Here is a 25,413-nt window from a genome sequence, read left to right as displayed (position 1 = left end):
AAGCTCGGCCAGGGAACCCTGCCGGCGTGGGCCCACGCAGTTGTCGTTATCAGGTGTGAAAACGACAACTGCGGAGCACTCGATGGAGGCTCTTATGCGTAGGCGTTGACCAGGCGGACTGCGCCGCCGTCCACGCCCTTGGCGCCCTGGACGTAGTCGGGGCCGGACTTCAGGATGGAGTCCGAATCCTCGGTGACAGTGCCCATGATCCAGGACGGCAGGCCCCGGTCGTTCAGGCGCGCAACTGCGGCGTCGGCGGCTTCGGGGGACACGATGGCCACCATGCCCACGCCGAGGTTCAGGGTGCGCTCGAGGTCCGCGAGGGGCACGTTGCCGAGCTCTGAGACCAGTTTGAAGATGGCCGGCAGTTCCCAAGTGGCGCGGTCCACGGTGGCCACCAGGCCCTGGGGGAGGACGCGGGCCAGGTTGGCGGCCAAACCACCACCGGTGACGTGGCTGAAGCCGTGAACTGCCGCACCGGCGCTGACCGGGAACGTGCGGGCCAGGTCCAGGCAGTCGGCCGCGTAGACGCGGGTGGGTTCCAGGAGTTCCTCGCCCAGTGTGCGGCCGAGTTCGGACACCTGGCGGTCAAGGGCCCAGCCGGCGTGGTTGATGACGCGGCGGACCAGGGAGTAGCCGTTGGAGTGGAGGCCGGAAGAGGCCATGCCGATCACAACGTCGCCAGCGCGGACACGGTCCGGGCCCAGCAGTGCATCGGCTTCGACAACGCCGGTGGCTGCGCCGGCGACGTCGTATTCGTGCTCGCCCAGCAGGCCCGGGTGCTCGGCGGTCTCGCCGCCCACCAGGGCGGTGCCGGCGACGGAGCAGGCGGCGGCAATGCCACGGACAATGCCGGCGATGCGCTCCGGGACTACCTTGCCGCAGGCGATGTAGTCAGTCATGTACAGCGGCTCTGCGCCCACCACCACGATGTCGTCCACCACCATGCCCACCAAGTCGAACCCGATGGTGTCGTGGATGTCCATGGCCTGGGCGATGGCAACCTTGGTGCCCACGCCGTCGGTGGAGGTGGCCAGCAGCGGCTTCTTGTAGGTCAGGAGCCGGGATACGTCGTAGAGGCCTGCGAAGCCGCCCACCCCGCCGATCACCGAGGAGTTGTGGGTTGCCTTGACGGCATCCTTCATCAGCTCGACGGCGCGGTCCCCGGCTTCAACGTCCACGCCTGCAGAGGCGTAGGTGATGCCGGAAGTGTTGCCGGGGGCGGGGGCAGCGGAAGTCATACGGACTCTTTCTTGTCAGCGCCGGTGGTGGCAGCGTGCACGTCGGGCACAAGGTCGGCGTCGGTCAGCAGGTTCTCGAATTCGGAGTCCGGGCCCGGATCGCAGCCGGTGGCCCCGGCCTTCTCCGCAGGGTCCTCGGTGGCGTCAACGGCCAGGGCGGCGGTTTCACCGGGAAGCGCGGACGGGGAAGGCTTCAGGCCGCCCAGGTCGGTGCGTTCCAGCAGGTTCTTGCCCAGCTTGTCCGCATCAGGGAGCTTGATGGGGTACTTGCCGGTGAAGCAGGCGGTGCAGAGGCGCTCGCGCGGCTGGCGGGTGGCACCGATCATGCCGTCCTCGGAGATGTAGGCCAGCGAGTCGGCGCCGATGGCCTGCGAAATCTCCTCGATGGTGGCGCCGTTGGCAATCAGCTCGGCCCGCGAGGCGAAGTCGATGCCGTAGAAGCAGGGCCACTGGACCGGCGGGGATGAAATCTTCACGTGCACCGCGGCGGCGCCGGCTTCCCGGAGCATCCGCACAATAGCGCGCTGGGTGTTGCCGCGGACGATCGAATCATCCACCACCACCACACGCTTGCCCCGGATCACGGATTCAAGGGCGTTGAGCTTGAGCCGGATGCCCAGCTGGCGCAGGGTCTGGGAGGGCTGGATGAAGGTGCGGCCCACGTAGGAGTTCTTGACGAAGCCATGTGCGAACGGGATGCCGGATTCTTCGGCGTAGCCGACCGCCGCGGGGGTGCCGGATTCCGGGACGGGGATGACGATGTCCGCCTGTTGCGTGTTTTCGCGGGCCAGCTGGCGGCCCATCTCCACGCGGGACTCGTAGACGGAGCGGCCGGCAATGGCGGCGTCCGGGCGCGCAAGGTAGACGTACTCGAAAACGCAACCCGCCGGCGTCGCCTCCGCGAACCGCTTGGACCGCACGCCTTCCTCGTCGATGGCAATGAACTCGCCCGGTTCGATCTCCCGGATGAAGCTGGCGCCCACGGTGGCCAGGGCGGACTGCTCGGAAGCGACCACCCAGCCGCGCTCCAGCCGGCCCAGTACCAGCGGACGGATGCCGAAGGTGTCCCGTGCGGCGTAGAGCGTGCCTTCATCCATGAAGACGAAGCAGAAGCCGCCCTTGATCTTGGGCAGCAGCTCAATGGCGGTTTCTTCCAGGGTCTTGCCCGGTTCGCCCTCCAGCAGGGCGGTGACCAAGGCCGTGTCCGAGGTGTTGCCCTGCTTCATTTCGCCGGTGAGCTGGCCGCCATGGCGCTCGGTGATCATGGCGTTGAGCTCGGCGGTGTTGGTCAGGTTGCCGTTGTGCGCCAGGGCGACGGTGCCAGTGGCGGTGGCGCCCAGGGTGGGCTGCGCGTTGGCCCAGTGGCTGGCGCCGGTGGTGGAGTAGCGGCAGTGGCCCACGGCGAGATGCCCCGTGAGGGTGTTCAGGGTGGTCTCGTCGAAGACCTGGGAGACGAGCCCCATGTCCTTGTAGACGTTGATCCGCTTGCCGTCACTGGTGGCTATGCCAGCCGACTCCTGACCGCGGTGCTGCAGTGCATACAGCCCGTAATAGGTAAGTTTTGCTACTTCTTCGCCTGGGGCCCAGACGCCGAAGACGCCGCAAGCGTCCTGCGGGCCTTTTTCGCCGGGGAGAAGATCATGGGAAAGTTTTCCATCGCCGCGTGCCACTGGTCGATTATCTCACGATATGGGGTATGACTTTTCCGGCCCCCGGTTTGTGACTTGCTAGGCCTCGGGATCGGTGTCCGGCTCCGAATCCGGGACGGCCTCCACCACGGCCTTCTCCTGCCGCTTCAGGCTGCGGCGGTCCAGGACCAGTGCCAGCGCCGCGCCCAGGATTGCGCCGGCGGCGGCAAACATCACCAGGAAGAATCCGAACACCGCGCCGGGGTCGAAGGTTGCATCGCCCGGCACCGCGTAAGCCACTACCGCGGCTGCGGCAACACCCACCAGCGCACCCAGGATCAGGAAGGGAACGTACTTGGGTGCCCGGCGGACGGTCACTTCGCGCCGCTCGGCAGGAGATTCTTCAAAAGCCATGCCATCCAGCCTACTGCCCGGCATTTGCTGCCAGGTAATGCCGCTGCGTGGGTCCACGTGGGGGTGAGCGTCGTGGGGCACCGCGGAAAATCTGGCGCGAGAGCTGACCAACAACTGCGCGATGACTGATATATCTATTGACAGGGTCCGTGGGCCCCTGCCATATTCAGCAGTGGCCGCTAGGCGCATCCCGTTGTGTATTACGCAATTATCCGCACGTGGTGCAACCGGACGGCGGGGTACCCGGGAGTGAAGGTCAGCTACATTGGCACTTGGTGCCGACTCACCGGATCCGGCCGGATCCAGGAAAGGAACACAAGGACCATGGTTCACAAAGTCCAGGCAGTTGTAGTCAAAGAGAAGAACGCCCCGGTGTCGCTGGAAACCATCCTGGTGCCGGACCCGGGCCCGGGGGAGGCGCTGGTGGACATCCTCACCTGCGGCGTCTGCCACACGGACCTGCACTACAAGCAGGGCGGCATCGGCGATGACTTCCCCTACCTGCTGGGACACGAGGCCACGGGCGTTGTCAGCGCCGTGGGTCCGGACGTGACGCAGGTGGCGCCGGGTGACCGGGTCATCCTGAACTGGCGGGCCGTCTGCGGCGAGTGCCGGGCGTGTGCCAAGGGCCAGCCGCAGTACTGCTTCAACACCCACAACGCCACCCAGAAGATGACGCTGGAGGACGGCACGGAGCTCTCGCCGGCCCTGGGCATCGGTGCCTTCGCCGAAAAGACGCTTGTTGCCGCCGGCCAGTGCACCAAGGTGGACCCCGACGTTGATGCCGCGGCCGTAGGCCTTCTGGGCTGCGGCGTGATGGCAGGCATCGGCGCCGCCATCAACACCGGCGAGGTCAAGCGCGGCGAGTCTGTGGCCGTGATCGGCTGCGGCGGCGTGGGCATCGCCGCGATCGCCGGGGCCAGGCTGGCGGGCGCGACGACGATCATCGCCGTGGACATTGACGACAACAAGATCGAAATGGCCAGGTCCCTCGGGGCCACCCATGGCATCAACTCCCGGCAGGAGGACGCGGTCGAAGCCATCCGCGCCCTCACGGGAGGCAACGGAGCGGACGTGGTGATTGACGCCGTCGGCCGGCCTGAAACCTACAAGCAGGCCTTCTACGCCCGTGACCTCGCCGGCCGCGTGGTGCTGGTGGGTGTGCCGACGCCGGACATGACGCTGGAACTGCCGCTGCTGGACGTCTTTGGCCGCGGCGGCTCCCTCAAGTCCTCCTGGTACGGCGACTGCCTGCCGTCCCGCGACTTCCCCATGCTGGTGTCCCACTACAAGCAGGGCAACCTTGACCTGGACGCGTTCGTATCCGAGCGGATCTCCATCGAACAGGTGGAGGAAGCCTTCGACAAGATGCACGAGGGCAAGGTCCTGCGCTCCGTCGTCGAGATCCAGCCAGCCGGGGCGTCCGCATGAGCGTCAGGATCGAGAACCTGGTCACCTCGGGAACGTTTTCGCTCGACGGGGGCACCTGGGACGTGGACAACAACGTCTGGATCGTGGGCAATGACGAGGAATGCGTCATCATCGACGCCCCCCACGACGCAGCCGCAATCATCAGCCAGGTCCGCAGCCGGAAGGTGAAGGCCATCCTGCTCACCCACGCGCACAACGACCACATCGGAGCCGCCCGCGAGGTCGCCGACGCCCTGGGTGCGCCCATCTACCTGAACCAGGAGGATCTGGTCCTCTGGGAGCAGGTCTACCCGGATGCCACACCGGACCGCTACCACGCCGATGGTGACGTGTTCGAGGTGGGCGGCGCCGCGCTGCGGGCCATTCACACGCCCGGCCACTCGCCCGGATCCACCTGCTTCTACCTGGAGAGCGAAGGGACCGTCTTCACCGGGGACACCCTGTTCAACGGCGGCCCGGGTGCCACCGGCAGGTCCTACAGCGACTACCCCACTATCCTGGCGTCCATCCGCGAACGGCTGCTGACGCTGCCGGCCGAAACTGTGGTCCGCACCGGCCACGGCGACAGCACCACCATCGCAGCGGAGCAGGAAACGCTGGCCAAGGCCACGCAATAGTCCACGGGACTCAATAACGCGCCAGCGAAAAGGCGTGCCGGGAACACCCGGTGCGCCTTTTGCCGGCAATCGAACAGCGCAAGCCGGTAAGGAAGTTGGAACGATGAAGTTCGGTAAGCAGCCCGCCCCCGTCGCGGACATCAACGAGGACGACCTCGAAGTCCACAAGCCCAAGACCGAGGCGGCCGGTGTTAAGGCCGTGATGGTTGCGCTGGAACGCGCCGTGGCGCAGGCCGGAGTGACCCGGACGGCGCAGTCGTTGCTGCGGCTGAACCAGCGCGGCGGCTTTGACTGCCCCGGCTGCGCCTGGCCGGAGTCAGACAAGAAGCGCAAGGCGGCCGAGTTCTGCGAGAACGGCGCCAAGGCCGTGGCCGAGGAAAACACCCTCCGCACGGTCGGTGCCGAGTTCTGGGCCAAGCACTCCATCGCCGAGCTGTCGACGAAGACCGAGTATTGGCTGGGCAACCAGGGCCGCCTGAGCGAACCGGTGGTGATCCGTGAGGGGGAGGCACACTACTCGCCGATTTCCTGGGCTGACGCGTTCGAGCTGATCGGTGAGCATGTCCGCGCCACCACGCCGGATCGCTGCGTTTTTTACACCTCCGGCCGCACCGCGAACGAGACCGCTTTCATGTACCAGCTGTTCGCCCGGGCGCTGGGCACGAACAACCTGCCGGACTGCTCCAACATGTGCCACGAGTCCTCCGGATCGGCGCTGAACCCCACCATCGGCATCGGCAAGGGCACCGTCTCACTGGACGACATCCACGACGCTGAGCTGATCTTCGTGGTGGGCCAGAACCCGGGCACCAACCACCCGCGCATGCTGTCCGCGTTGAAGGAATGCAAGGACAAGGGCGGCAAGGTGGTGGCGGTCAACCCGCTGCCCGAGGCCGGTTTGTTCAACTTCAAGGACCCGCAGACCGTCTCCGGCGTCGTCGGGGGCGGTACTCCGCTCGCTGACGAGTACCTGCAGATCAAGGTGGGCGGGGACCTGGCGCTGTTCCAGGCGCTCGGCCACCTGCTGCTGGAGGCCGAGGAACAAAACCCGGGGACCGTCGTCGACCATTCCTTCATCGCCGCCCAGACGGACGGGTTCGACGCCTACCGAGAAGCCCGCCGCACCCTGGACTGGAATGAAACGGAGCGGGCTACCGGACTGACCCGTGCGCAGATCGAAAAGGTGGCCGGGATGCTGGTGGCGTCCAAGGCCTCGATTTTCTGCTGGGCGTTGGGCGTGACGCAGCAGCCGCACTCGGTGGACACCATCAAGGAGATGGTGAACGTGCTGCTGCTGCAGGGCAATTTCGGCAAGCCCGGCGCCGGTGCCTGCCCGGTCCGCGGGCACTCCAATGTCCAGGGCGACCGGACCATGGGCATCTGGGAAAAACCCAAGGAATGGCTCCTGGAAGCCCTCGACAACGAGTTCGGGATCACCTCCCCAAGGCATCACGGCTACGACGCGGTGGAGTCCATGGAGGCGTTCGAACGCGACGAAGTGGACGTCTTTGTGTCCATGGGCGGGAACTTCTCCCTGGCCTGCTCGGACACCGAGACCCTGGAAGCCGGGATGCAGCGGATCGGACTGACCGTTCATATCTCCACCAAGCCGAACCGCTCGCACATCGTCCATGGCCGCACCTCGCTGATCCTGCCCACGCTGGGCCGGACGGACAAGGACGACAAGCACCCCAAGGGCGCCCAGTTCCTGTCCGTTGAGGACTCCATGTCCGTGGTCCACTCCACCCAGGGCCGCCTGACCCCTGTGTCTGAGCACCTGCTCGCCGAGCCCGTCATCGTGGCCCGCATGGCCGAGGCCACCTTCGGCCCCGACCACCCAGTGGACTGGAAAGCCATGGCCGAGGACTACGACGTGATCCGCGACCACATCGAACGCGTCCTGCCCGGCTTCGAGGACTTCAACACCCGCGTCCGGACCAAAAACGGGTTCGTGCTGCCCAACCCGCCGCGCGACACCCGCTCCTTCAAAACCGACATAGGCCGCGGCCGCTTCACCGTCAGCCCACTGGAATACCTCACCCCGCCCGACGGGCACCTGGTCCTCCAGACCATCCGCAGCCACGACCAGTACAACACCACCTACTACGGCCTGGACGACCGCTACCGCGGCATCTCCGGCGGCCGCCGTGTGATCCTCATCCACCCGGAAGACCTGGCCGAACTGGGCTTCAAGGACCGCGATCTCGTGGACGTGGTCAGCACCTTCCGCGGGCACGACCGGACAGCGGACAAGTTCCGCCTGGTGGCCTACCCCACCGCGAAGGGCTGCGCCGCCGCCTACTTCCCCGAGGCCAACGCCCTGGTCCACAAAGAAAACGTGGCCCGCGAATCCAACACCCCCGGCTTCAAAGCCATGTTCGTACGCTTCACCCCGCACGTCGCGGAAAGCGCCGCCGAGGTGGCTGTGGAGGAGTTGGAGCCGGCCGCGGGATAGTACTGAGGCTGCCCTCGAGCCTGAGCTCGCGACGATAGGGAGCGGCTGGGGAGCGAAACCCGAAACCCCTCGACAAGTCAGGCGGGCGGGGCATGCAGGAACCGTTCGAGTGCGTCCTCGCCAGGGGAGAGCCCGATGTAGACGAAGTCTGGAGGATCCACGGGCAAGGATTCTGATCGCCCGGCGCCTTTCCAGGGCGGTGCCAGTTGTTGGGGCCAGAGTGGTGGTTCCCAGTCATGGTTTTCGGCTTTGTAGGTGCGGCCGGTGGGTGAGATCCAGCCCGGTGGCCCGGTTTTGGTGGCCGGGGTGGCTTCCCAGCTTGTGGCGTGTTTGAGGCGATGGTGTTTCGGGCAGAGTTGCACCAGGTTGCTGATGCCAGTGCTGCCGCCATCCTTCCAGGCCTGAAGGTGGTCTGCCTCGTTATCGAGGGATGGGTTGTTGCAGCCAGGGAAGGTGCATCTGCCGTCCCTGAACTGCAGTGCCCTTTTCATCGCTTTGGTGACCCGGTAGCTGGTGCGGCCGATTTCCAGCGGCGCCCCATCCCTGGGGTCCACCAGGACCCGGTAGAAGGAGGAGCCCCCGTTGGCAACGAGTTCGCGGGCCATCGACGGCGGGATCGGACCATACCCGTCCAGCATCGCCGGCTCGTCCGTTAATCCCAGGAGGGAGAATACCGGCACGGTAACCAGCACCTGCGCCCGGATCCCCAATGACGGACCAGCCGCCGCATCGGCGCCGTCACCGCCTGCACCGGCACGCCCGGAGTCGTTGCCTCTGCCAAGAATCGCCTCGGTGAAGTTGTCGGCCTTCAACTGGGTGAGGGTGCGGGACTCGTCGGGTCCTTGCATCCCGCGGGCGAGGGCGGTGAGCCGGTTCCAGCCCGCCATCGCCTGGTCCGCGGGCAGGCAGGCGGACAGCCAGGCCATCCCGTCCTGGTCCGGCCGGTATTCCACCCGCCGGTCTGCCACGCCCTTGGCGTGGCGCTTCTCGATGGACTCGGCGTGGTGGCGCTCGCGCCAGTTCCTGGCCTTGGCCTTGAACCGATAGGCGGGCAGCTGCCCGATCGGGGCGGCCGTAGGCGGCCGGGGCACATCGGGGTCCAGGAACTGTGCCTCGAGGGCGGCAGCGCCGGCGGGGTCAAGGGTTGCGGTTTCCTCCACCATGACCAGGGCGTGCGGCCAGGTGATCGTCCCGGACTGCAAGGCCGACAACGTCAGCTGCCGTTCCTTCGTTACGGCGTGGGACGCAGCCAGGAACGCACCCGCTGCCCGGGACCCAAGGGCCAGGAGGGCGCCGATTTCCGCGGCGACGGCCATTTCGAGCGCCTGCACCGGGACGTCCGGCCCCGCAATGGCTTGGGCAGTGTCCGTATACTTCACGGCAGCCCGGGCCTTCAAAGCCGCGATCCCGGCCTCGACCGCCCGCGCGCCGGCAAGGATGTCCAGGCACCCATCTCCAAGCCCGGCCAAAGGATCAGCAACGGAGAAGGGCTCCGACCCACACCCGTCCACCTCGGCGTTGAGCGCGGCAAGGGCGGCATTGATCTCATCCAACGCCTTCACCACCGCCGCTTTCCCCATGCATCAATCATCGCAAGGGGGTGTGACAATTCGGCGGCGGGAAGGGGAAAGCGGGGGCCGCCAGTTTGGCGACCCCCGCTCTCCGGGTGGATTTGTTACCGACCCACGGGTCAGCCGCGGAGGCGCTCCATGCCCGGGTCGAAGAGGGGTTCAGGCGTGACGGTGGCGGCGATGCGCTTGCCGAAGTACTCGATCTCCACGCTGTCGCCTTCGGCCACAGATGAGGGCAACCAGGCGTAGGCAATCGGCTTGCGGACGGTGTAGCCGTACGCCGCGCTCGTCACGTAGCCCGCGGCTTCCCCGGCCACGTACACCGGTTCCTTGCCCAGCACGATGGACGTCCCGTCGTCGACCGTCAGGCAGCGCAGCGTCTTGGCGGCGGGCTGCTCCCGAAGGGCGACCAGCGCTTCCGCCCCCACGAACCCGGTCTTGTCCTTGGCCACCGAGAAGCCCAGGCCGGCCTGGTACGGGTGGTGCTCGGACGTCATGTCCGTGCCCCACAGCCGGTAGCCCTTCTCAAGGCGCATGCTGTTGAATGCGCCGCGGCCGGCGGCGATGATGCCGTGCTCCTGGCCTGCCTCGAATAGCAGATCCCAGAGCTTCAGCCCGTACTCGGCGGTGGTGTAGAGCTCCCAGCCGAGTTCACCCACGTAGGACAGCCGCATGGCGGTAACCGGAATGCCGCCCACGGAGATTTCCTTGGTCCGGAAGTACTTCAGGCCGTCGTTGGTCAGGTCGTCGGAGCTGACCTTGCCGATCACCTCGCGGGCCAGCGGCCCCCACAGCCCGATGCAGCAAGTGCTGCCGGTGATGTCCGAAACATGCACCCACTGGGAGGGATCGGCGGCGGACTGCTTCCGCGCCTCCACGCGCAGGTAATCGAAGTCCACGTTGCTGTTGACGCCCAGCTGGAAGTCTTCCTCCGCCAGCCGTGCGACGGTCACGTCACTGCGGATGCCGCCGTCGTGCTCCAGCAGCAGGCAGTACGTCACGGCACCGGGCTTCTTGGCAATGTTGCCCGTGCTAAGCCGGTGCAGCAGCGCCTGCGCGCCCGGGCCCACCACGGACAGCCGCTTCAGCGGCGTCATGTCGAAAAGTCCGACGGCGGTACGCGTCTTCCAGGCCTCGGCTGCGGAGATGGGGGAGGAGAACATGCCGGACCAGGCGTCCCGCTCGGGCGTCTGCCATTCCTCCGGCAGCTCCTCGAGCAGGCCGCGGTTGGCCTCGAACCAGTGCGGCCGCTCCCAGCCGGCGGACTCCAGGAAGAACGCTCCCAGCTCCTTCTGCCGCACGTTGAACGGGCTGACGCGCAGGTCCCGCGGGGATTCCCTGGGCTGCAGCGGGTGCATGACGTCGTAGATTTCCACGAAGTTCTGCTGGGACGTCTCGCTGACATACGCGTCGGAGGTCTGCACCTTCTCGAAGCGGGTCAGCTCGCAGCCGTGCAGGTCCGTGCGGGACCGGCCTTCCACCAGCAGCTCCGCCATTGCCTTGGCCACGCCGGCCGAGTGCGTGACCCAGACGGCCTCGGCCACGAACAGGCCGTCGAGCTCGGGTGCCTCGCCCATGAGCGGGCCGCCGTCGGGGGTGAAGGAGAAGATGCCGTTGAAGCCGTCCTCGATCGCGGAGCTGCGCAGCGCCGGCAGCAGGTCCTGGCTGTCCTCCCACGCGGGCAGGAAGTCTTCCAGGGTGAACTCCAGGCGGGAGGGCATCTTGTGGTCCGACATGTCCTCTGCGGCGACCTTCGGCAGGGCGGACATATCCACCGGCATGGGGCGGTGGGCGTAGCTGCCGATGCCGATGCGGTTGCCCCACTCGCGGTAGTACAGGTCCTTGTCCTGGTAACGCAGGATGGGCTTGCTGGCACCCTTGGGAAGTTCGTTGACGCCCTCAAGTTCGGGCAGCGGAGTGCTGACCACGTACTGGTGCGCCAGCGGCAGCAGCGGTACTTCCAGGCCAACCATCTTGCCGAGCTCACGGCCCCAGAAGCCTGCACAGGAGACCACGATGTCTGCCGGGATTAAACCCTCGGACGTCTCCACGCCCGTCACCTTGCCGCCCTCCTGGGCGATGCCGGTGACGGTGGTGTTGCCCTGGTATGTCACGCCGGCCTCGCTGGAGCGCTCGATCAGCAGCTGCACCGCACGGGCGGCCAGGGCCAGGCCGTCGGTGGGGATGAGCAGGCCGCCCAGGACCTCGCGGCCGCCGGTGAGCTTGCCGGTGTTCAGGAGGGGGTAGATCTTTTCGCATTCGTCGGCGTCGACGATCCGGCTTTCGACTCCCCAGGAGGTCATGACGCCCATCTTGCGGTGGAGATCGGCGAGCCGTTCGGGGGTGGTGGCGAGCTCCAGGCCGCCTACCTGGTTGAAGCAGGACTCGCCGTCCTTGCTCAGGGCGAGGAACTTGTTGACCGTGTAGGTGGCGAATTCGGTCATGGTCCGTGACTGGTTGTTCTGGAACACCAGGCCCGGCGCGTGCGACGTGGAGCCGCCGGCAAGTTCCAGCGGGCCCTGTTCCACCACCGTGATGTTGGTCCAGCCGCGGGTGGCGAGTTCGTCGGCAAGGTTGGTTCCGACAATGCCGGCGCCGATAATGACAACGCGTGGTGATGCGCTCATGGGTGTTGTTTCTCCTGTTTTGCGTGGCGGGCGTTGGCGTTAGCGGAAGACGACGGTGCGGGTGTTGTTGAGCAGGACCCGGTGCTGGCTGTGCCATTTAACTGCACGGGACAGTGCCTGGGATTCCGCGTCCCTGCCCACCGTGACCAGTGCATTCGGGTCCAGGCTGTGGTCCACCCGGAACACTTCCTGCTCGATGATCGGGCCCTCGTCCAGGTCTGCAGTGACGTAGTGCGCGGTGGCTCCGATGAGCTTCACGCCGCGGTCATAGGCCTGGTGGTAAGGCTTGGCGCCCTTGAACCCGGGCAGGAAAGAATGGTGGATGTTGATGGCGCGTCCGCGGAGGCTGGCGCACAGGTCGTTGGACAGGACCTGCATGTAACGGGCAAGGACCACCAGGTCCGCGTTGTACTCGGCCACCAGTTCCAGCAGGCGCGCTTCAGCTTCGGGCTTGGTGGCGGCCGTCACCGGGACGTGGATGAACGGCAGGCCGGCGGCTTCCGCCATGGGGCGAAGGTCCTCGTGGTTGGACACCACGACGGCGATCTCCGCACCCAGGCTGCCGGCCCGCCAGCGGAAGATGAGGTCGTTGAGGCAGTGGCCGAACTTCGACACCATCACCAGCAGGCGCTGGGGGCGGCCGTCGTGGATGGCGAATTCCATGTCGAACTCATCGGCGATGGCGGCGAATTCCGCGCTGAGGCCTTCCGCGGAGACTTCCTTATCTCCCGGAGTGAAGGCCGTGCGCAGGTAGAGCTTGCCGCTGATGTGGTCATCGAACTGCTGGTGTTCAACGATGTCGAAGCCGCGGTCAGCGAGGAACGCGGTGATGGCCCGGACGATTCCGGGGCGCTCCGGGCACGCAAGGGTAAGGACGTACTGTGCTGTGTCGGTACCGCGGACGTCGGCAACGTCGCCGGCCTCCACCGTCACGTTACCCGTGGGGCGGCCTTCGAGGACTGTGGTCATGGTCTACTCCTGATTCTTTGCGGGGGCTAGGGTGTCAGCGGGGGAAGCCGCACAGCGGCCGTCGTCCTGGCAGCGCTGATCACATTCGTGCTTGGTGACGAGGTCGAACTGGGCGCCGCCGTGCTGGTCCACGCCGCTGCGGATGGCCCGCTCCACGACGGAGTCCGCCAGCCGGCGCCGGAGGGAGAGCGGATCGCGGCGCAGGTCCTTGACCAGGGCGAAGCACAGCAGCAGCATGACCAGCACGAACGGCAGGGCCGCCACGATGGTGATCCGCTGCAGGCCGGAGAGCGCTTCCGAGGGTTCATCGCCGCCGGCCAGCAGCATGACAGCTGCCACGGCGCCGGTGAGGAGCCCCCAGAAGATGACGAGGCCACGCTTGGGATCGGCGGCGCCGTTGGAGCTCAGGGAGGCCATGATGATCGACGCCGAGTCGGCGCCGGTGATGAAGAAGATGGCCACCAGCACCATGGCCAGGACGATGACGGCCGCGGTCAGCCAGGCGGGCATGGACATGTTCTTCACCAGGTCGAACAGTGCCCCGTCGAAGTCGATGCTCGGGACCCCGTTGGTTGTGGTCACCATGCCCGGCGTTCCCGCCTTGTCTGCTTCCTGCTGGATGTGGAAGGCCGTGCCGCCGAAGATGCCGAACCAGATGACGCTGACGATGCTGGGAACCAGCAGGACGCCGGTGACGAACTGCCGGATGGTGCGGCCCCTGCTGATGCGGGCGATGAACATTCCCACGAAAGGTGTCCAGGAGACCCACCAGGCCCAGTAGAAGATGGTCCAGCCGGACATCCATTTGCGCAGGGCCTCGTCCCCCACTGCTTCGGTGCGCGAGGACATTTCCGCGAGGTCCCTGGCGTAGTCCCCCACGGCGGCAGGGATGAGGTTGAGGATGAACAAGGTAGGCCCGGCAATGAAGACGATGAGCGCCAGGACCACGGCCAGCACCATGTTGATGTTGGACAACCATTGGATGCCCTTGCTGATGCCGGACACGGCCGAAGCCACGAAGCACGCCGTCAGGATGGCAACGATGGCCACCAGGACCGGCGTCCCGATTTCCCCGACCCAGCCGTTCGAGGTCAGGCCGCTGCCGATCTGGAGGGCCCCGAGGCCCAGGGATGCGGCGGTGCCGAAGAGCGTGGCGAAGATGGCCAGGATGTTGATGAACTTCCCGGCGGGGCCTTCCACTGCCCGGAGCCCGAAGAGTGAGGTAAAGGCAGCGGAGATCAGCTGCCGGCGGCCCAGGCGGTAGGTGCCGTAGGCCATGGCGATTCCGACGACGGCGTACATGGCCCAGGGATGAAGGGTCCAGTGGAAGATGGAGGTGGCCATGGCTGTCTGGATTGCGGCAGGAGTGCGGCCGTCCACCGTTCCGGGCGGCGGGGAGATGTAGTGGTACAGCGGTTCGGCCACACCGTAGAACATCAGGCCGATGCCCATGCCGGCGGCAAACATCATGGCAATCCAGGAGACAGTCCGGAACTCGGGCTTTTCGCCGTCCTTGCCCAGCGGGATGTTGCCCCATTTTCCGAGCGCAAGCCAGAGGACGAAAACAACAAACAACGAGGCCAGGACCATAAAGAGCCAGCCGGTGTATTCCATCACCCACCCGAGGGCGGCTGTTGACGTGGCGGCCAGGCTGTCCCGGCCCAGGAAGCCCCAGGCCACGAAGGCCAGGGCGAGGACACCGGTGATGCCGAAGGTGGCCTTGTCGAGGGTGAGCTTACGGTTCCGCCGTTGTGCTACAGCCTGCTCGGCTTTGGTCTGGCGGAGTTCCTGCATGATTTGTTCGGTGTCCTCCGCGTCGTGCGGGGAAGGAGAGTTCTCCGGGGCAGGAACGAGCTGGGGCTCCTCCAGCTCGAGGGGCGGATGGGCATCCGTGCGGATGTCGCTGTTCAAAGCCATGTCAAGTCCTTTGGTTTGAATTCATGGGCTGAAGCTGTACTCCGGCGTCCCCAAGCCGGGTGGAAGATCGGGGCTTCCTGGCATTCATCGATCCAGGCCAGCTTTGCCTCCATCGCGGGCGATTGTTCCGTAAGAATCAACTCGTCTCGCTATAAGCAACAGAGTGGCCCGGATCACAGTCGCGTGTCAAGGTATTTCTTAAGTCCTAAGCCCTATGTCGGGGGTTCCCGCTGCGCGTTGACAGTGGCCCGGGACAGGGGCTATGCGTCGATAACCAGGTCGGTCTGAGCCGTGGAGCAGCAGGGCAGGAACTTGCCTGCAGAGATTTCCCGCGCCCGGATACCGCCCTGGTGGTTCATCTCGACCTCGCCTGAAAGCTTGACGACCTTGCAGGAGCCGCACATGCCCTCCTTGCAGTTAGCACCGATCCTGACCCCGGCGCGCTGGGCCGCCTCGAGGATGTGTTCGGTGGGGTCAATCCGCACATTGACGCCGGTACGCATGAAGGACATCGTGAGGCTGCCTGTTCCCACCGTGTTGAAGGTGGAGGCGTCAGGGGCGCCGGCTTCCGGTTCCGTGCCGGGACTGTTGGCGGAGGGGTTGGAGCCGGGTGCGTCCGGGTCGATGATTTCCAATGGCAGCCCTGAGGCCTGCAGCGTCCCGTCGGCGTCGTAGCCGGGCTCGTAGAGCCCGAACGCGGCGGGCTGGCTTTCGTAGTAGTCCTCGGCGGATTCGGCGATTTCCTCGGCGATCTCCTCCGCGACGTCGGCTGCAAGGGACACTTCCTGCTGGTATTCAAGGAGAGTCTGGCGGTCTCCCGAGAAGAATTCCATGTAGATGGAAGTGTCATCGACACCGACCTTTTGGAGGAGCCCGGTGGCGGTGTTCAGGTAACCTTCGGGACCACATGCGTACACCTGGCGGCCGTTGGCATCGGGGGCCACCTCCTCGAGCATGGCCGCCGTCAGCCTTCCCCTGAGCCCTTCCCATCCCTCCGGTACGCTGCGGTCGCCGAGGGAGTAGTGGACCTTGATGCGCGAGTCCACGGAGGCGATATAGGCCAGTTCCCGGTGGAAGGCAAAGCCTCCAGCATCCGAGCCGTGGTAGAGCACCACAACATCGGCATGTCCGGGCAGGGAGTGGATGGTCCGCACCATGGACATGATGGGAGTGATGCCTGCGCCGGCAGCAAGCAGGAGATACCGTGCCCGCCGGTCGGCATCGGGCAGGTGGAATGCTCCCACCGGTCCCAGCATCTCCAGGACGGTGCCGGGTTTGACGTTCTCGTGCACCCAGGGCGAGACCAGTCCCGTGGGGTCGCACTTGACGGTAATGCTGAAGGTCCACGGCTCGGTGGGCGAACTGGACAGCGAGTAGCTGCGGTCCACCGGTTCCTGGTCCTCGCCATTCACGGGAAATGCGACGTTCACGTACTGGCCGGCGCGGAACGCCAGGGGCGCACCGTCGCATCGGCGGAACACGAAGGTCATCATGGCGCCGGCCTCGGGAACGGTCTCGACGCATTCGGCCATGAACTCCTGCGGATGCCATGGACCCAACGCACGGGCTGCCCGGGCGGGCGTCTCCGGGCTTCCCATCACCCTGTTCCACGGCATCTCAAGACCGCGAATGCGCTGTGGTTCCTGGATGGCCGTTTCGGCGAGGAGTTCAATCATGCCAAGTGCTCCTGCACGCGCTGCACGTACCAGTTGATGAATGCCTCGACCTGGTATTCGCTCTTCATGTAGGGACCCGGTTCGTAGGCGGGACTGCCGGCGCCCTGCTGGCACAGCTCCACGAACGCCTTGTCCTGCAGGTTCGTTTGCTTCCAGGTGTAGGTGAGCTTCTCCAAGTCGTAGTCCACGCCTTCCACGGCGTCGTCAGCCACCAGCCAGGTGGTGCGTACGAGGCTCTGGTGTTCGTTGATGGGGAAGACGCCGAACGTGATGACGTGGTCGCCGAGGAAATGGAACCAGCTGTTGGGCTGCAGGTGCATCGAGCAGCGGCCAAGGCGGAAATCGGGAAGATCACCCAGCAGCTTCTTGGAAAGCCTCCGGCCGTCCGCGGAGAACGATTCGCCCTCTCCATCGAGTGATTCGCGTGAGATACGGATTCCCGCGATGCGCGTATCAAGCTCCTCGACCACCTCGTAGGGAAGGCCGTAGCGGCGGCAGCGCTCCTCGAGGGAGGACTGGGCCTCCTTGTTCCGGTTCCACACTTCCTCAAGGTGGGGCGGGATCAGACCCTCGGTCAGGCCCCAGGTGGGGAAGAGGGAGCAGGCCAGCTCAGGGTGACCGTCGCAGTGGTAGCACTCACGGTTGTTCTCCATGACGAGCTTCCAGTTGCCCTCTTCGATGATGTTCTGCTGGTACGCGATTTTTGTCTTCGAGAGATCGTGGGGCGCCAGGTAGGGCTCAAAGATCTTGGCGGTCTCGTCGAAGTCCGTCGGCGGCTCATCGGCGATGCAGACGAAGATGAGCCCGGCGACCTCGCGGCCGTGGGCGCGCTTGAGGCCGAAGCAGCTCTTGTCGAACTTCGTTTCCCCCGGAGCGGAGGCATGGATCAGATTGCCCTCCGGGGAGTAGGTCCAGGAGTGGTAGCCGCAGACCAGGTTTCCGGTTGACCCGGCAGCTTCGGTGAGGACGCGGGCGCCGCGGTGGCGGCATACGTTGTGCAGGACGTTGACGGCGCCGTCGTCGTTGCGCAGCACAATCAGGGAGTAGGGACCGTAGTCGACGGTGACGTAGTCGCCCGGCTCCGGCAGTTCGGCGGTGCTGGCGGCAAAGATCCAGTGCTGGCCGAAAATGGCCTCCATGTCGATGTTGAAGACTGTGCGATCGGTGTAGAAGGGGGCATCGAGGGAGTAGCCGGTGCGCCGGAACTCAAACAGCGCGCTAATTTCTGCCAGCTGCTCGGCAGGCAAGGATGCAGCGAGTTTTCCGCGTGAATTGAGGGGGACGTTCACTGAAGCGGTCATGGGTTTCCTCCCGGGAGGCATGGGTAGTGGGTGTTGCGGTGGCCATGCGTGCGCGGGGTGCTACCGGCATGGTCGAAGTAGTTGTAATGATGAGATTAGGGTCACAACAGCTGCAACAAAAGCGCAAGATTTTGAAGATATCCATGCAGAATGGATGCATGATCGATCCACGGCTCATCACCCTTCGCGTGTTCGCCCGGTGCGGCACCGTCGGCGCAACGGCGGAGTTAACCGGTTACTCTCCCTCCGCCGTCTCCGCGCAGTTGCGGGAGCTCCAGCGCGTGCTGGGAATGCAGCTGCTGACGAAGGACGGCCGGGGTGTGCGGCTTACCGCCACGGGACGCCTTCTCGTGGAGGGCTCGGACGCCCTTATCGCGGAGTGGGAGAGCCTGCGCGCCGCGGCCATGGAGGCCGGTGACCAGGTGCAGTCCCGCTTTGGCCTCGGCGGATTCTCCACCGCGGCCGCCCAGTTGCTCGCACCGCTGGCCGCCACCCTGCGCACAACACGCCCCCTGCTGGAGGTGCAGGTTCTTGAGGCTGATCCGGCCCGCTGCTTCGACTTGTTGATTGCGGAACGAATCGATCTGGCAGTCATTGTTGCCATGCAGTCCGACAGTTATGGTGAGGACGATCCGCGCTTCGAGCAGAGAGTTCTGCTCGACGATCCACTGGACGTCATCATTCCCGGTGACCATCCGCTGGCATCACGGGAAACAGCGACGCTTGAAGAACTGGCATCGGAACCCTGGATCACGGAGTCCGCCGGTTCCACCTACCATTCCCTCTTCACTGCGGCGTTCACGGCAGTCGGGATGACACCGAGGATTGCCCATGAAGCCGTTGAATGGGAAACCCACATCGCGTTCGTGGGCGCGGGGCTGGGCGTCGGCCTGCTGCCCCGGCTGGCACCTTTGCATGGTGCCGAAAACGTGGTTCGGCTGCGCATCACCGGTAAGACCAAACCCGCGCGCCGCATTGTCGCCGCGGTGCGCAGGGGCAGCATCGCCTCACCCCTGATCCAGGAGTCGCTCGGCATCCTGCAGGTCAACGCCAATCGGATCCTCACCAGCCGGCTCGACGAGGATCTCTGAGCGCTCCCGGCGGGGGTCATTCCCTGCTACCGGACGGTATAGCCCATGTTGGCGCTGACCTTGAGGCCGGCATCCTTGAGTGATTCCAGCAGGCCCGGAATCTGCTCAGGGTCGAAGCGGAATGCCGGCCCTGAAATGCTGAGGGCGCCAATCACAGTGCCCTGGTGGTTGAAGACAGGCACTGCCACGGCATTCAGGCCAATCTCGAACTCCTCGCGCACCACCGCGTACCCCTTGGCGGCTACCTCGAGCAGCTGTGCGTCCAGTGCCTTGCGGCTGGTGATGGTGCGCGCGGTCCGGGCGCCCAGGCCCGTCTCCTTAAGGATGCGGTCGCGTTCGTCGGCCTCCAGCGCGGCCAGGAGGACTTTGCCGCTGGATGTGGCGTGCAGCGGCGTCAGGCTTCCCACCCAGTCGTAGGTGGCCAGGGTGGAGGGCCCCATGGCCTGGTCCACATTCACCGCGTAGTTGGAGCGCAGGACGGCGAGGTTGACGGTTTCCTTGAATTCTTCGGCCAGGCTTTCCAGTACTGGCCGGGCCTCATGGACCAGGCTGAGCCGGCCTGGAATGGAACTGGCCAGGCGCAGGATCCCAAAACCGAGCTGGTACTTGCCCCGCTCGCTGTTCTGATGGACCATCTCGCGGGTCACCAGTGAACCCATCAGCCGGGAGACGGTGGACTTGTGGATCCCCATTTCCTCCGCGATTTCGCTTACGCCCGCGTGCCCTTCCCTGGCCAGGATCTCCAGGACGGTCAGGGCGCGCTCCACGGACTGCACACCGCCGGACTGGCCGCCTTCGGCATCGGGATCGGATTCAGGGTCTCTATTCGAAGCCATACTTCCTGATCCTATGCCGGAAACTGTGACGCCCGTGACATTGGGTTAACGCGCTGGACACTGCGGCACCCGCCGCAATCCCTGCTAACTGCCGCGGTACGTGGAGTAGGCGAACGGGCTCAGGAGCAGGGGTACGTGGTAATGCTCGGAGCCGGTGACTTCGAAGACCAGGTCCACTTCCGGGAAGAACGTTGCCGTCTGCAGCCCGGCGTAGTAGTTGCCGGTGGCGAAGTTCAGCTTGTAGTGCCCGGGCTCCAGCTGCTCCGGGCCCAGGTCCTTCGCCCGGCCGTCCGCGTCAGTGCTGGACGCTGCCAGCTCACGCCAGGTGCCGCCGTCGTTCTTCAAAAGGACGACGGCGACCCCCGCCGCCGGACGCCCGGCACCAGTGTCGAGGATGTGGGTGGTCACGTGGGAAACGGTCATTCGCTGATCAGTCCTTCAAGCCGCAGTACGGCGATTTCGCGCAGCTGCTGGGCGACGATGGTGTCTTCTTCTGCGGGGGAGTTGCTGAGCCGCTGGTTCAGGGCCTGCAGGATTTCCGGGGCGGTGCGTCCGGCGGCCCGGATCAGGAAGACGCGGCCGAACTTCTCCTCGTACTCCCGGTTACCCCGCGCCAGGGCTTCCGCTGCCACGGCATCAGCCGGGTCCACCCCGGCCTGCTCGGAACGTGACATGGATGCCTCGGTGCTGGCCGCCGTCGGGCGTTCCCCAATCCTGGGATGGTGGGCCATGGCCGCTTCAACCTCTGCCGGGGTGAAGGGGTTGGCTGCGTGGGCCGCGAACTCCAGCAGCTGGTCCCGGGCGGCGAACGGCCGGGCTGCCGCCACCGCCTCCACCCAGCGGCTGACGTCGATGCAGGGCCGGAGGGCGGCCTGGGCCGCGGCGGAATCCGCGGTGTTGAATTCGGCAAGCTTCATGCTGGCGTATTCCTTGGTGGTCATGCTGGCATCCATGGTGACGGCTATGCGGATGCCGGAAAGCCCGGCGCCCGTTCATGGAACTCCATCAACAAGCTTCCGCATCATGGAACTGTTATTTCAGCATACGTAATATTCAAGAGCAGCGAGGCCGCGGGTGTCAAGCGATGTCACGGCCTCGGCAATCCAGAAGACCCTAATCCCGGGAGGACGTCCTGGACAGGACCCAGGTGTTGGTGGCGCCCTGGCGCTCGAACGTCACCGTGGTGACAAGCGCCTCGATCAGGGCGAGGCCACGTCCGGACTCGGCGTCATCCCCGGGGGTGGCGGGTTCCATGGGGCCGAACGGCGGCTTGGCGTAATAGGCACTCACCCGCGCCTGCAGCAGGGCGGGCTGCACGGTGGTTTCCACCCCAAGTTCCACCTCCCGGTCCCCGGCGGGCTGCGCATGCTGGACGATGTTGGATGTGGACTCGATGACCGCGGTGGTAAACGTCATCTGGTCCATGTCGTTGACGAACGGCACGTCCAGCCAGAGACTGTCCAGGTCGTTGTGGACCGCCTCAATGGCGTCCTCGGCGGCGGGTCCCCGGAAGCTGCGCGATGCCAGGACCTCAGTCATTGCTGAACGCCTCTTCGGCCGTGGCGTAGGCCGTGAGGACCTGGTCCATGCTGGTCAGCTTCAAAACCATGTTCACCTGCGGCTGCACCGCGGCGATCCGCAGGTCACCGCCGGCCTGGCGGGCTGCTTTGAGACAGCCGATCAGGGCGCCGAGACCCGAGGAGTCCATGAAGGCGGTGTTTTCCAGGTTCACCACGATCCGGTTGGACCCGCCGGCAATGACGTCCGTAACGAATTCGCGCAGCTTGGGCGCGGAGACCATGTTGAGCCGCCCGTCCGCCCTGACCTCCGCGTACGAATCTTTGACCTCGTAACTGAACTCCATCAGGATTCCTCTCTGTTTACAGCTTCTGCGGCCGGTTCGTACCCCTTGTAGAGCACGGCGCGGACCAGGATGCTCATGACCACCAGGTCAAAAACCACCCAAACGACGTTGACCAGCGTGCCCAGCGGTTCCGCCAGTCCGGTGGCCAGCCGGATGATTCCGACGACGGCGGCGACGGCCAGCAGGATGGACACCACGATCTGGGGCCGGATGAGGCTCCAGCTGGGGCCGCCGCTTTGGCGCGCCTTGGGGGTGACCGCAAACCCCAGGGGACGGCCGAACCATACGTTGCGGGCCGCCGTCGTGCATGCCTTGATCCAGGTGGGGAACAGCGCAAGGCTGTACTGTTGCCCGCGCCAGGTGGGGATGCCGCGGCCGGCCACGGCGAACAGCAGCTGGTTGACCACCATGAACGGGATGAAGCGGATGAAGAAGTCCCAGCTCAGGCTGCTGACCGGCAGGATGCCCAGCAGCAGGTAGATGATGGGGGCCGCGAAGTAAATGACCGCGGCGAACCCGCTCAGGTAGGTCCACATGGTGGCGAAGTACATCAGGCGCTGGCCGAGCTTGAGGCCCTTTTGCACCAGCGGGTTTTCGCGGAGCATCACCTGGATGGTGCCCTGGGCCCAGCGGAGGCGCTGGGTGAGCATGGTCTTGAGGTCCTCGGGCGCCAGGCCGTAGGCCAGGATCTCGTGGTGGTAGACGCTCTCCCAGCCCATGGCGTGCATGCGCATGGCGGTGGCCATGTCCTCGGTGACGGAGATGGTGGCCAGGGGCATCACCGGCTGGGCTTCGTCGCTGCGCTCCACGTTCAGCGCATCCAGGACGGCCTGGACGGATTCCAGGGCGCCCAGCGGTGACCAGTCGCGGGCGGACATGCGCTGCACGGCGTCGTCGGCAACCACCGGGACGCCGGCCTCGCCCACGTGGGCCAGTTCCATTGCGGCGATCTCTTCGAGGTCCGCCTGCAGGGCTGCGACGTCGGCCTGGACCAGGGTCTGGACGGCGGCGTCCACCCGGCGGCGGACCCGGTAGGTGACCTCGCTGAGCGGCCTTCCCGCGTCCACCTCCTCCTGTGCTTCGCGGGTGGCTGCCTCCACCTCGTCCAGGACCTCCGCCACCAGGGGAGAGTCCACATCCGCCGACTTGCGGGCCTGCTTGATGGCCGCCCGGGAGGCAGACAGCGCCCGCCGGATGCTCTTCCCGGTTTCCTTGACGTAGCCCACCAGGCCCAGCTGCATCAGGGCTTCGCGGCGGAGGATGGCGTTGGAGCCGCAGAAGAAGGCGGCGTTCCAGCCGTCCTTGCCCTGCTGGATGGGGCCGTAGAACAGCGGCGCCTGGCTGCCGAGCGGATCATCGGCAGGAACATTGCTGAAGTATTGGGGAGTCTGGACCAGGGCCACCCGGCGGTTGTTGAAGTAGCCAAGTGTCTTTTCCAGGATGTCCGGCTCCGGGATCTGGTCCGCGTCCAGGATCAGCAGGAACTCGCCGTGGGTGACCATGAGGGCGTTGTTCAGGTTGCCGGCCTTGGCGTGCCGCGGGAGGTCCTTGGTCCAGTCTTCACTGCGGGTGACGTAGCCCAGGCCGTGCTGTTCGGCCAGTGCCTTGAGCTCGGGCCGGGCGCCGTCGTCCAGGATCCAGGTGCTGTGCGGGTGCCGGATCTTCTGGGCCGCCAGCGCCGTGGTGAGGACCATGTCCAGGTCTTCGTTGTAGGTGGTGATGAAGACGTCCACGGTGGCATCGTGCGGCGGCGTGGGAGCGCCCTTGCGGATCTTCAGTTTCCATACGGTCATGCCGAAGAGCATGACGTCGATGAGGCTGTAGGTTTCCGCCACCACCAGGGGCAGGGCGATCCACCAGGCCTCCCAGTTCAGGGACGCCACCCAGCGCCACGCGATGTAGTTCAGGCCGGTCAGGACAGTCAGGACAACCACTAGACGGGTCCAGAAGCGGGTCAAGCCGGCACCTCCACGGGCAGGCGGCGGACCACAACCACCGTGACGTCGTCTTCGGCGGTCTCCGCGGGGGCGAGGGCCAGGATGGAGCTGCTGGCTTCCTGCGCCGAACGTGCGGATTGTGTTGCCTGCTGCACGGCGACGGTGAAGTCCTCCACGGACCCGAAGACGTCCAGCACCCCGTCGCTGACCACCACCAGCGAATCGCCGGGTGCCAGTTCCAGGTCCGCCTGCGGCCATTGCGTCCCCGGCCAGGCGCCCACCGGCGGTCCGCCGGAGGGGAGGCGGTCTGCCGGCCCTTCGGGCTGGACGTGCAGCGCAAGGCCGTGCCCGGCGTCGACATAGCTGACCTTGCCGGACGCCGCGTCAAGGCGGGCGTGGAAAAGGGTGACGAAGGAATTGGAGGAATCGAGGTCCGTAGCGATCGCCTTGCTGGCAGCGGCGAACCCGGCGTCCAGGTCCTGGCGCAGGCCCGTGGAGCGCATCACTGCTCGGACCGTTGCCGCGATCAGCGCCGCGCCCATGCCCTTGCCCATGGCGTCGGCAAAGGTGAGGTGGAGCCCGCCGGGCGTTTGGTACCAGTCGTAGAAGTCGCCGCCCACGCTGCGGGACGGGCGGAAGAGGCCTGCCACGTCATAACCCTCAACCCGGATGTCTTCCTTAGGCAGGAGGCTTTGCTGCACTTCAGTGGCCCGTTCCAGCTCGCCCCGCGTGGCGGATTCCGCCGCCGCGGAGGGCCGGCGCCGGAACAGGGCGTTGATGCGGGACTGGAGTTCCCGCGGGCTGAAGGGCTTGCTGATATATTCGTCGGCGCCGTTGTCCAGGCCGGTCAGCTTGTCGAGTTCATCCGCCCGGGCGGTGAGCATCACGATGAACGCATCCGAGAACTCCCGGAGTAGCTTGCACACCTCCAACCCGTCAAGGTCCGGCAGGTTCAGGTCCAGGGTCACCAGATCCGGTTTGGTACGGCGTACTTCCTCCACGCCCGGCAGTCCTGCGCCAGCCTGGGTGACGTCGAAGCCCTGCTTGACCAGGACGCGGACCAGGAGTCCGCGGATGTCCGGATCATCTTCGATGACCACCGCACGGCGGATTTCGGGGGGAGAGACCATAGCTCTACTTCTACAGTATTAAGGTCCGCAGGGCATGTCACGGGCTCCGCCGTTTCCGGTGACTTCGCTGACAAGTCGTGTTGCACCTGTCCACTTCCAACGCCCCGGATGCGGCCACTCAGCAGATCTTGCGGAAATCTTGGCATCTGCTTGCCGGGACGTTGAGGAACGCCGGTCACACTCGTAGGAACGCAGCAGTTTCCACAAAAGACGGTACGACGGCGACCGCGGGTGGGCTGTACGGCATGCGGAAGGCGGGGAAGCCAAATGGAAAACATGAAGAGGAAGGGTGCGGACAAAGCCAAAGCATTGCTCCGCCTCTACTTCCATTCACGCAAAGTGCGGGCAGCGGCCAGGGAACTGGAGCACGCGCTCGCGGAATCGCGGGAAGCGTCCAGCTGGCCTGGAGACCGGCTCCCGGTGGGGGAGGAGATGTCCCGGCACGTGGAGAAACTGACCCGCCGGCTCAAACTGGAGACCGAGACGCACCACAGGCTGGGCGCCCTTTTAAGAACTGCGGGTGGAGGGCATTCCGTCCCGGCGCTCTAGGTGCCACACTTAGCAGCAATCGATTGGCTGGGGATAGTCAGGAGATTGCAGTGGGTTCTTTGGCGGGTTGGGCGTACCTTTTGGCAGGGCTGATGACCATGGACGCGTTGCTTCTGGCGCTGTGGGCAATGGAAGTCGACTGGGGCAAGTACTGGCGGC

General features: G+C 65.7%; 21 protein-coding genes. 5 read left to right on the top strand and 16 right to left on the bottom strand.

The genetic code is table 11. From position 1 onward, the window contains the following. Nucleotides 1-92 precede the first annotated feature (92 nt). The 3 genes from purM to Q9R31_RS10025 are packed head-to-tail and all read right to left on the bottom strand — an operon-like array spanning nt 93 to nt 3,283. Complete coding sequence (purM, locus tag Q9R31_RS10035) at nt 93-1,241, bottom strand: phosphoribosylformylglycinamidine cyclo-ligase (protein WP_311262585.1); 1,149 nt, start codon at nt 1,239-1,241, stop codon at nt 93-95. Next, a complete protein-coding gene (gene purF / locus Q9R31_RS10030; protein ID WP_311262584.1) occupies nt 1,238-2,911 on the bottom strand; it encodes an amidophosphoribosyltransferase in 1,674 nt (557 codons plus the stop codon). Before purF ends, purM begins: the two co-directional genes overlap by 4 nt. A 57-nt stretch (nt 2,912-2,968) precedes the next feature. Next, nucleotides 2,969-3,283, bottom strand: coding sequence for a hypothetical protein (locus tag Q9R31_RS10025; RefSeq protein ID WP_311262583.1), 315 nt, complete (start codon nt 3,281-3,283; stop codon nt 2,969-2,971). A gap of 324 nt (nt 3,284-3,607) precedes the next feature. Here Q9R31_RS10025 and Q9R31_RS10020 point away from each other — a divergent pair, with 324 nt between their 5' ends. The 3 genes from Q9R31_RS10020 (at nt 3,608) to Q9R31_RS10010 (ending at nt 7,786) form a co-directional block, all read left to right on the top strand. Next, the gene (locus tag Q9R31_RS10020) at nt 3,608-4,714 is read left to right on the top strand and encodes an S-(hydroxymethyl)mycothiol dehydrogenase (RefSeq protein WP_311262582.1); all 1,107 of its coding nucleotides are present in this window, start codon (nt 3,608-3,610) and stop codon (nt 4,712-4,714) included. Continuing rightward, nucleotides 4,711-5,331: an MBL fold metallo-hydrolase gene (locus Q9R31_RS10015; protein ID WP_311262581.1), complete on the top strand. Its 621-nt coding sequence runs from the start codon at nt 4,711-4,713 to the stop codon at nt 5,329-5,331. The genes Q9R31_RS10020 and Q9R31_RS10015 overlap by 4 nt, the downstream gene beginning before the upstream one ends. 103 nt (nt 5,332-5,434) lie before the next feature. Then, the gene (locus tag Q9R31_RS10010) at nt 5,435-7,786 is read left to right on the top strand and encodes an FdhF/YdeP family oxidoreductase (RefSeq protein ID WP_311262580.1); all 2,352 of its coding nucleotides are present in this window, start codon (nt 5,435-5,437) and stop codon (nt 7,784-7,786) included. A gap of 77 nt (nt 7,787-7,863) precedes the next feature. Here the strand turns inward: Q9R31_RS10010 and Q9R31_RS10005 are convergent, their stop codons facing one another. The 6 genes from Q9R31_RS10005 to Q9R31_RS09980 all read right to left on the bottom strand — a co-directional run bounded on the left by Q9R31_RS10005 (nt 7,864) and on the right by Q9R31_RS09980 (nt 17,847). Then, on the bottom strand, nt 7,864-9,366 hold the full coding sequence (locus Q9R31_RS10005) for a DUF222 domain-containing protein (protein ID WP_311262579.1): 1,503 nt from the start codon (nt 9,364-9,366) through the stop codon (nt 7,864-7,866). Between the two features lie 110 nt (nt 9,367-9,476). Further along, a complete protein-coding gene (locus Q9R31_RS10000) occupies nt 9,477-11,984 on the bottom strand; it encodes an FAD-dependent oxidoreductase (RefSeq protein WP_311262578.1) in 2,508 nt (835 codons plus the stop codon). Nucleotides 11,985-12,023: 39 nt separating this feature from the next. Then, the gene (gene purU / locus Q9R31_RS09995) at nt 12,024-12,953 is read right to left on the bottom strand and encodes a formyltetrahydrofolate deformylase (RefSeq protein ID WP_311262577.1); all 930 of its coding nucleotides are present in this window, start codon (nt 12,951-12,953) and stop codon (nt 12,024-12,026) included. A 3-nt stretch (nt 12,954-12,956) separates the two neighbouring features. Next, nucleotides 12,957-14,870, bottom strand: a complete 1,914-nt coding sequence (locus Q9R31_RS09990; RefSeq protein WP_311262576.1) for a BCCT family transporter — start codon at nt 14,868-14,870, stop codon at nt 12,957-12,959. Between the two features lie 260 nt (nt 14,871-15,130). Next, nucleotides 15,131-16,546: a ferredoxin reductase gene (locus tag Q9R31_RS09985; RefSeq protein WP_311262575.1), complete on the bottom strand. Its 1,416-nt coding sequence runs from the start codon at nt 16,544-16,546 to the stop codon at nt 15,131-15,133. Further along, on the bottom strand, nt 16,543-17,847 hold the full coding sequence (locus tag Q9R31_RS09980; RefSeq protein WP_311262574.1) for an aromatic ring-hydroxylating dioxygenase subunit alpha: 1,305 nt from the start codon (nt 17,845-17,847) through the stop codon (nt 16,543-16,545). The genes Q9R31_RS09985 and Q9R31_RS09980 overlap by 4 nt, the downstream gene beginning before the upstream one ends. 158 nt (nt 17,848-18,005) lie before the next feature. Here Q9R31_RS09980 and Q9R31_RS09975 point away from each other — a divergent pair, with 158 nt between their 5' ends. Beyond that, on the top strand, nt 18,006-18,938 hold the full coding sequence (locus Q9R31_RS09975; protein ID WP_311262573.1) for a LysR family transcriptional regulator: 933 nt from the start codon (nt 18,006-18,008) through the stop codon (nt 18,936-18,938). Between the two features lie 26 nt (nt 18,939-18,964). On the opposite strand, the gene Q9R31_RS09970 is transcribed toward Q9R31_RS09975, so the two are convergent. From Q9R31_RS09970 to Q9R31_RS09940, 7 genes are all read right to left on the bottom strand, one after another. Continuing rightward, on the bottom strand, nt 18,965-19,774 hold the full coding sequence (locus Q9R31_RS09970) for an IclR family transcriptional regulator (protein ID WP_311262572.1): 810 nt from the start codon (nt 19,772-19,774) through the stop codon (nt 18,965-18,967). 84 nt (nt 19,775-19,858) lie between these two features. After that, nucleotides 19,859-20,197, bottom strand: coding sequence for a hydroxyisourate hydrolase (gene uraH, locus Q9R31_RS09965; RefSeq protein WP_311262571.1), 339 nt, complete (start codon nt 20,195-20,197; stop codon nt 19,859-19,861). Beyond that, the gene (uraD, locus tag Q9R31_RS09960; protein ID WP_311262786.1) at nt 20,194-20,691 is read right to left on the bottom strand and encodes a 2-oxo-4-hydroxy-4-carboxy-5-ureidoimidazoline decarboxylase; all 498 of its coding nucleotides are present in this window, start codon (nt 20,689-20,691) and stop codon (nt 20,194-20,196) included. Before uraD ends, uraH begins: the two co-directional genes overlap by 4 nt. Nucleotides 20,692-20,887: 196 nt before the next feature. Next, on the bottom strand, nt 20,888-21,313 hold the full coding sequence (locus tag Q9R31_RS09955) for an ATP-binding protein (RefSeq protein WP_311262570.1): 426 nt from the start codon (nt 21,311-21,313) through the stop codon (nt 20,888-20,890). Further along, nucleotides 21,306-21,638, bottom strand: coding sequence for an STAS domain-containing protein (locus Q9R31_RS09950; protein ID WP_311262569.1), 333 nt, complete (start codon nt 21,636-21,638; stop codon nt 21,306-21,308). The genes Q9R31_RS09955 and Q9R31_RS09950 overlap by 8 nt, the downstream gene beginning before the upstream one ends. Beyond that, nucleotides 21,638-23,596 (bottom strand): glycosyltransferase family 2 protein, encoded by a 1,959-nt coding sequence (locus Q9R31_RS09945; RefSeq protein WP_311262568.1) that lies wholly within the window; start codon nt 23,594-23,596, stop codon nt 21,638-21,640. Before Q9R31_RS09945 ends, Q9R31_RS09950 begins: the two co-directional genes overlap by 1 nt. Continuing rightward, nucleotides 23,593-24,705 (bottom strand): SpoIIE family protein phosphatase, encoded by a 1,113-nt coding sequence (locus Q9R31_RS09940; RefSeq protein WP_311262567.1) that lies wholly within the window; start codon nt 24,703-24,705, stop codon nt 23,593-23,595. The genes Q9R31_RS09945 and Q9R31_RS09940 overlap by 4 nt, the downstream gene beginning before the upstream one ends. A 267-nt stretch (nt 24,706-24,972) precedes the next feature. Between Q9R31_RS09940 and Q9R31_RS09935 the strand changes: the two genes are divergently transcribed. After that, nucleotides 24,973-25,254: a hypothetical protein gene (locus tag Q9R31_RS09935; RefSeq protein WP_311262566.1), complete on the top strand. Its 282-nt coding sequence runs from the start codon at nt 24,973-24,975 to the stop codon at nt 25,252-25,254. The last annotated feature ends 159 nt before the right edge of the window (nt 25,255-25,413 follow it).

Source organism: Pseudarthrobacter sp. BRE9 (assembly GCF_031844305.1).
GTDB lineage: Bacteria > Actinomycetota > Actinomycetes > Actinomycetales > Micrococcaceae > Arthrobacter.
This window is presented reverse-complemented; position numbering and strand designations above follow the sequence as displayed.

Excerpts from the sequence above, each read along its gene's own strand:
- Q9R31_RS09950 (WP_311262569.1), bottom strand. The coding sequence starts at position 21,638 with ATGGAGTTCAGTTACGAGGTCAAAGATTCGTACGCGGAGGTCAGGGCG.
- Q9R31_RS09940 (WP_311262567.1), bottom strand. The coding sequence starts at position 24,705 with ATGGTCTCTCCCCCCGAAATCCGCCGTGCGGTGGTCATCGAAGATGAT.
- Q9R31_RS09975 (WP_311262573.1), top strand. The coding sequence starts at position 18,006 with ATGATCGATCCACGGCTCATCACCCTTCGCGTGTTCGCCCGGTGCGGC.
- Q9R31_RS09970 (WP_311262572.1), bottom strand. The coding sequence starts at position 19,774 with ATGGCTTCGAATAGAGACCCTGAATCCGATCCCGATGCCGAAGGCGGC.
- purU (WP_311262577.1), bottom strand. The coding sequence starts at position 12,953 with ATGACCACAGTCCTCGAAGGCCGCCCCACGGGTAACGTGACGGTGGAG.
- Q9R31_RS09935 (WP_311262566.1), top strand. The coding sequence starts at position 24,973 with ATGGAAAACATGAAGAGGAAGGGTGCGGACAAAGCCAAAGCATTGCTC.
- Q9R31_RS10015 (WP_311262581.1), top strand. The coding sequence starts at position 4,711 with ATGAGCGTCAGGATCGAGAACCTGGTCACCTCGGGAACGTTTTCGCTC.
- uraD (WP_311262786.1), bottom strand. The coding sequence starts at position 20,691 with ATGAAGCTTGCCGAATTCAACACCGCGGATTCCGCCGCGGCCCAGGCC.
- Q9R31_RS10000 (WP_311262578.1), bottom strand. The coding sequence starts at position 11,984 with ATGAGCGCATCACCACGCGTTGTCATTATCGGCGCCGGCATTGTCGGA.
- Q9R31_RS10005 (WP_311262579.1), bottom strand. The coding sequence starts at position 9,366 with ATGGGGAAAGCGGCGGTGGTGAAGGCGTTGGATGAGATCAATGCCGCC.
- Q9R31_RS09990 (WP_311262576.1), bottom strand. The coding sequence starts at position 14,870 with ATGGCTTTGAACAGCGACATCCGCACGGATGCCCATCCGCCCCTCGAG.
- Q9R31_RS09955 (WP_311262570.1), bottom strand. The coding sequence starts at position 21,313 with ATGACTGAGGTCCTGGCATCGCGCAGCTTCCGGGGACCCGCCGCCGAG.
- Q9R31_RS10010 (WP_311262580.1), top strand. The coding sequence starts at position 5,435 with ATGAAGTTCGGTAAGCAGCCCGCCCCCGTCGCGGACATCAACGAGGAC.
- purM (WP_311262585.1), bottom strand. The coding sequence starts at position 1,241 with ATGACTTCCGCTGCCCCCGCCCCCGGCAACACTTCCGGCATCACCTAC.
- Q9R31_RS09980 (WP_311262574.1), bottom strand. The coding sequence starts at position 17,847 with ATGACCGCTTCAGTGAACGTCCCCCTCAATTCACGCGGAAAACTCGCT.
- Q9R31_RS10020 (WP_311262582.1), top strand. The coding sequence starts at position 3,608 with ATGGTTCACAAAGTCCAGGCAGTTGTAGTCAAAGAGAAGAACGCCCCG.
- Q9R31_RS09985 (WP_311262575.1), bottom strand. The coding sequence starts at position 16,546 with ATGATTGAACTCCTCGCCGAAACGGCCATCCAGGAACCACAGCGCATT.
- uraH (WP_311262571.1), bottom strand. The coding sequence starts at position 20,197 with ATGACCGTTTCCCACGTGACCACCCACATCCTCGACACTGGTGCCGGG.
- Q9R31_RS10025 (WP_311262583.1), bottom strand. The coding sequence starts at position 3,283 with ATGGCTTTTGAAGAATCTCCTGCCGAGCGGCGCGAAGTGACCGTCCGC.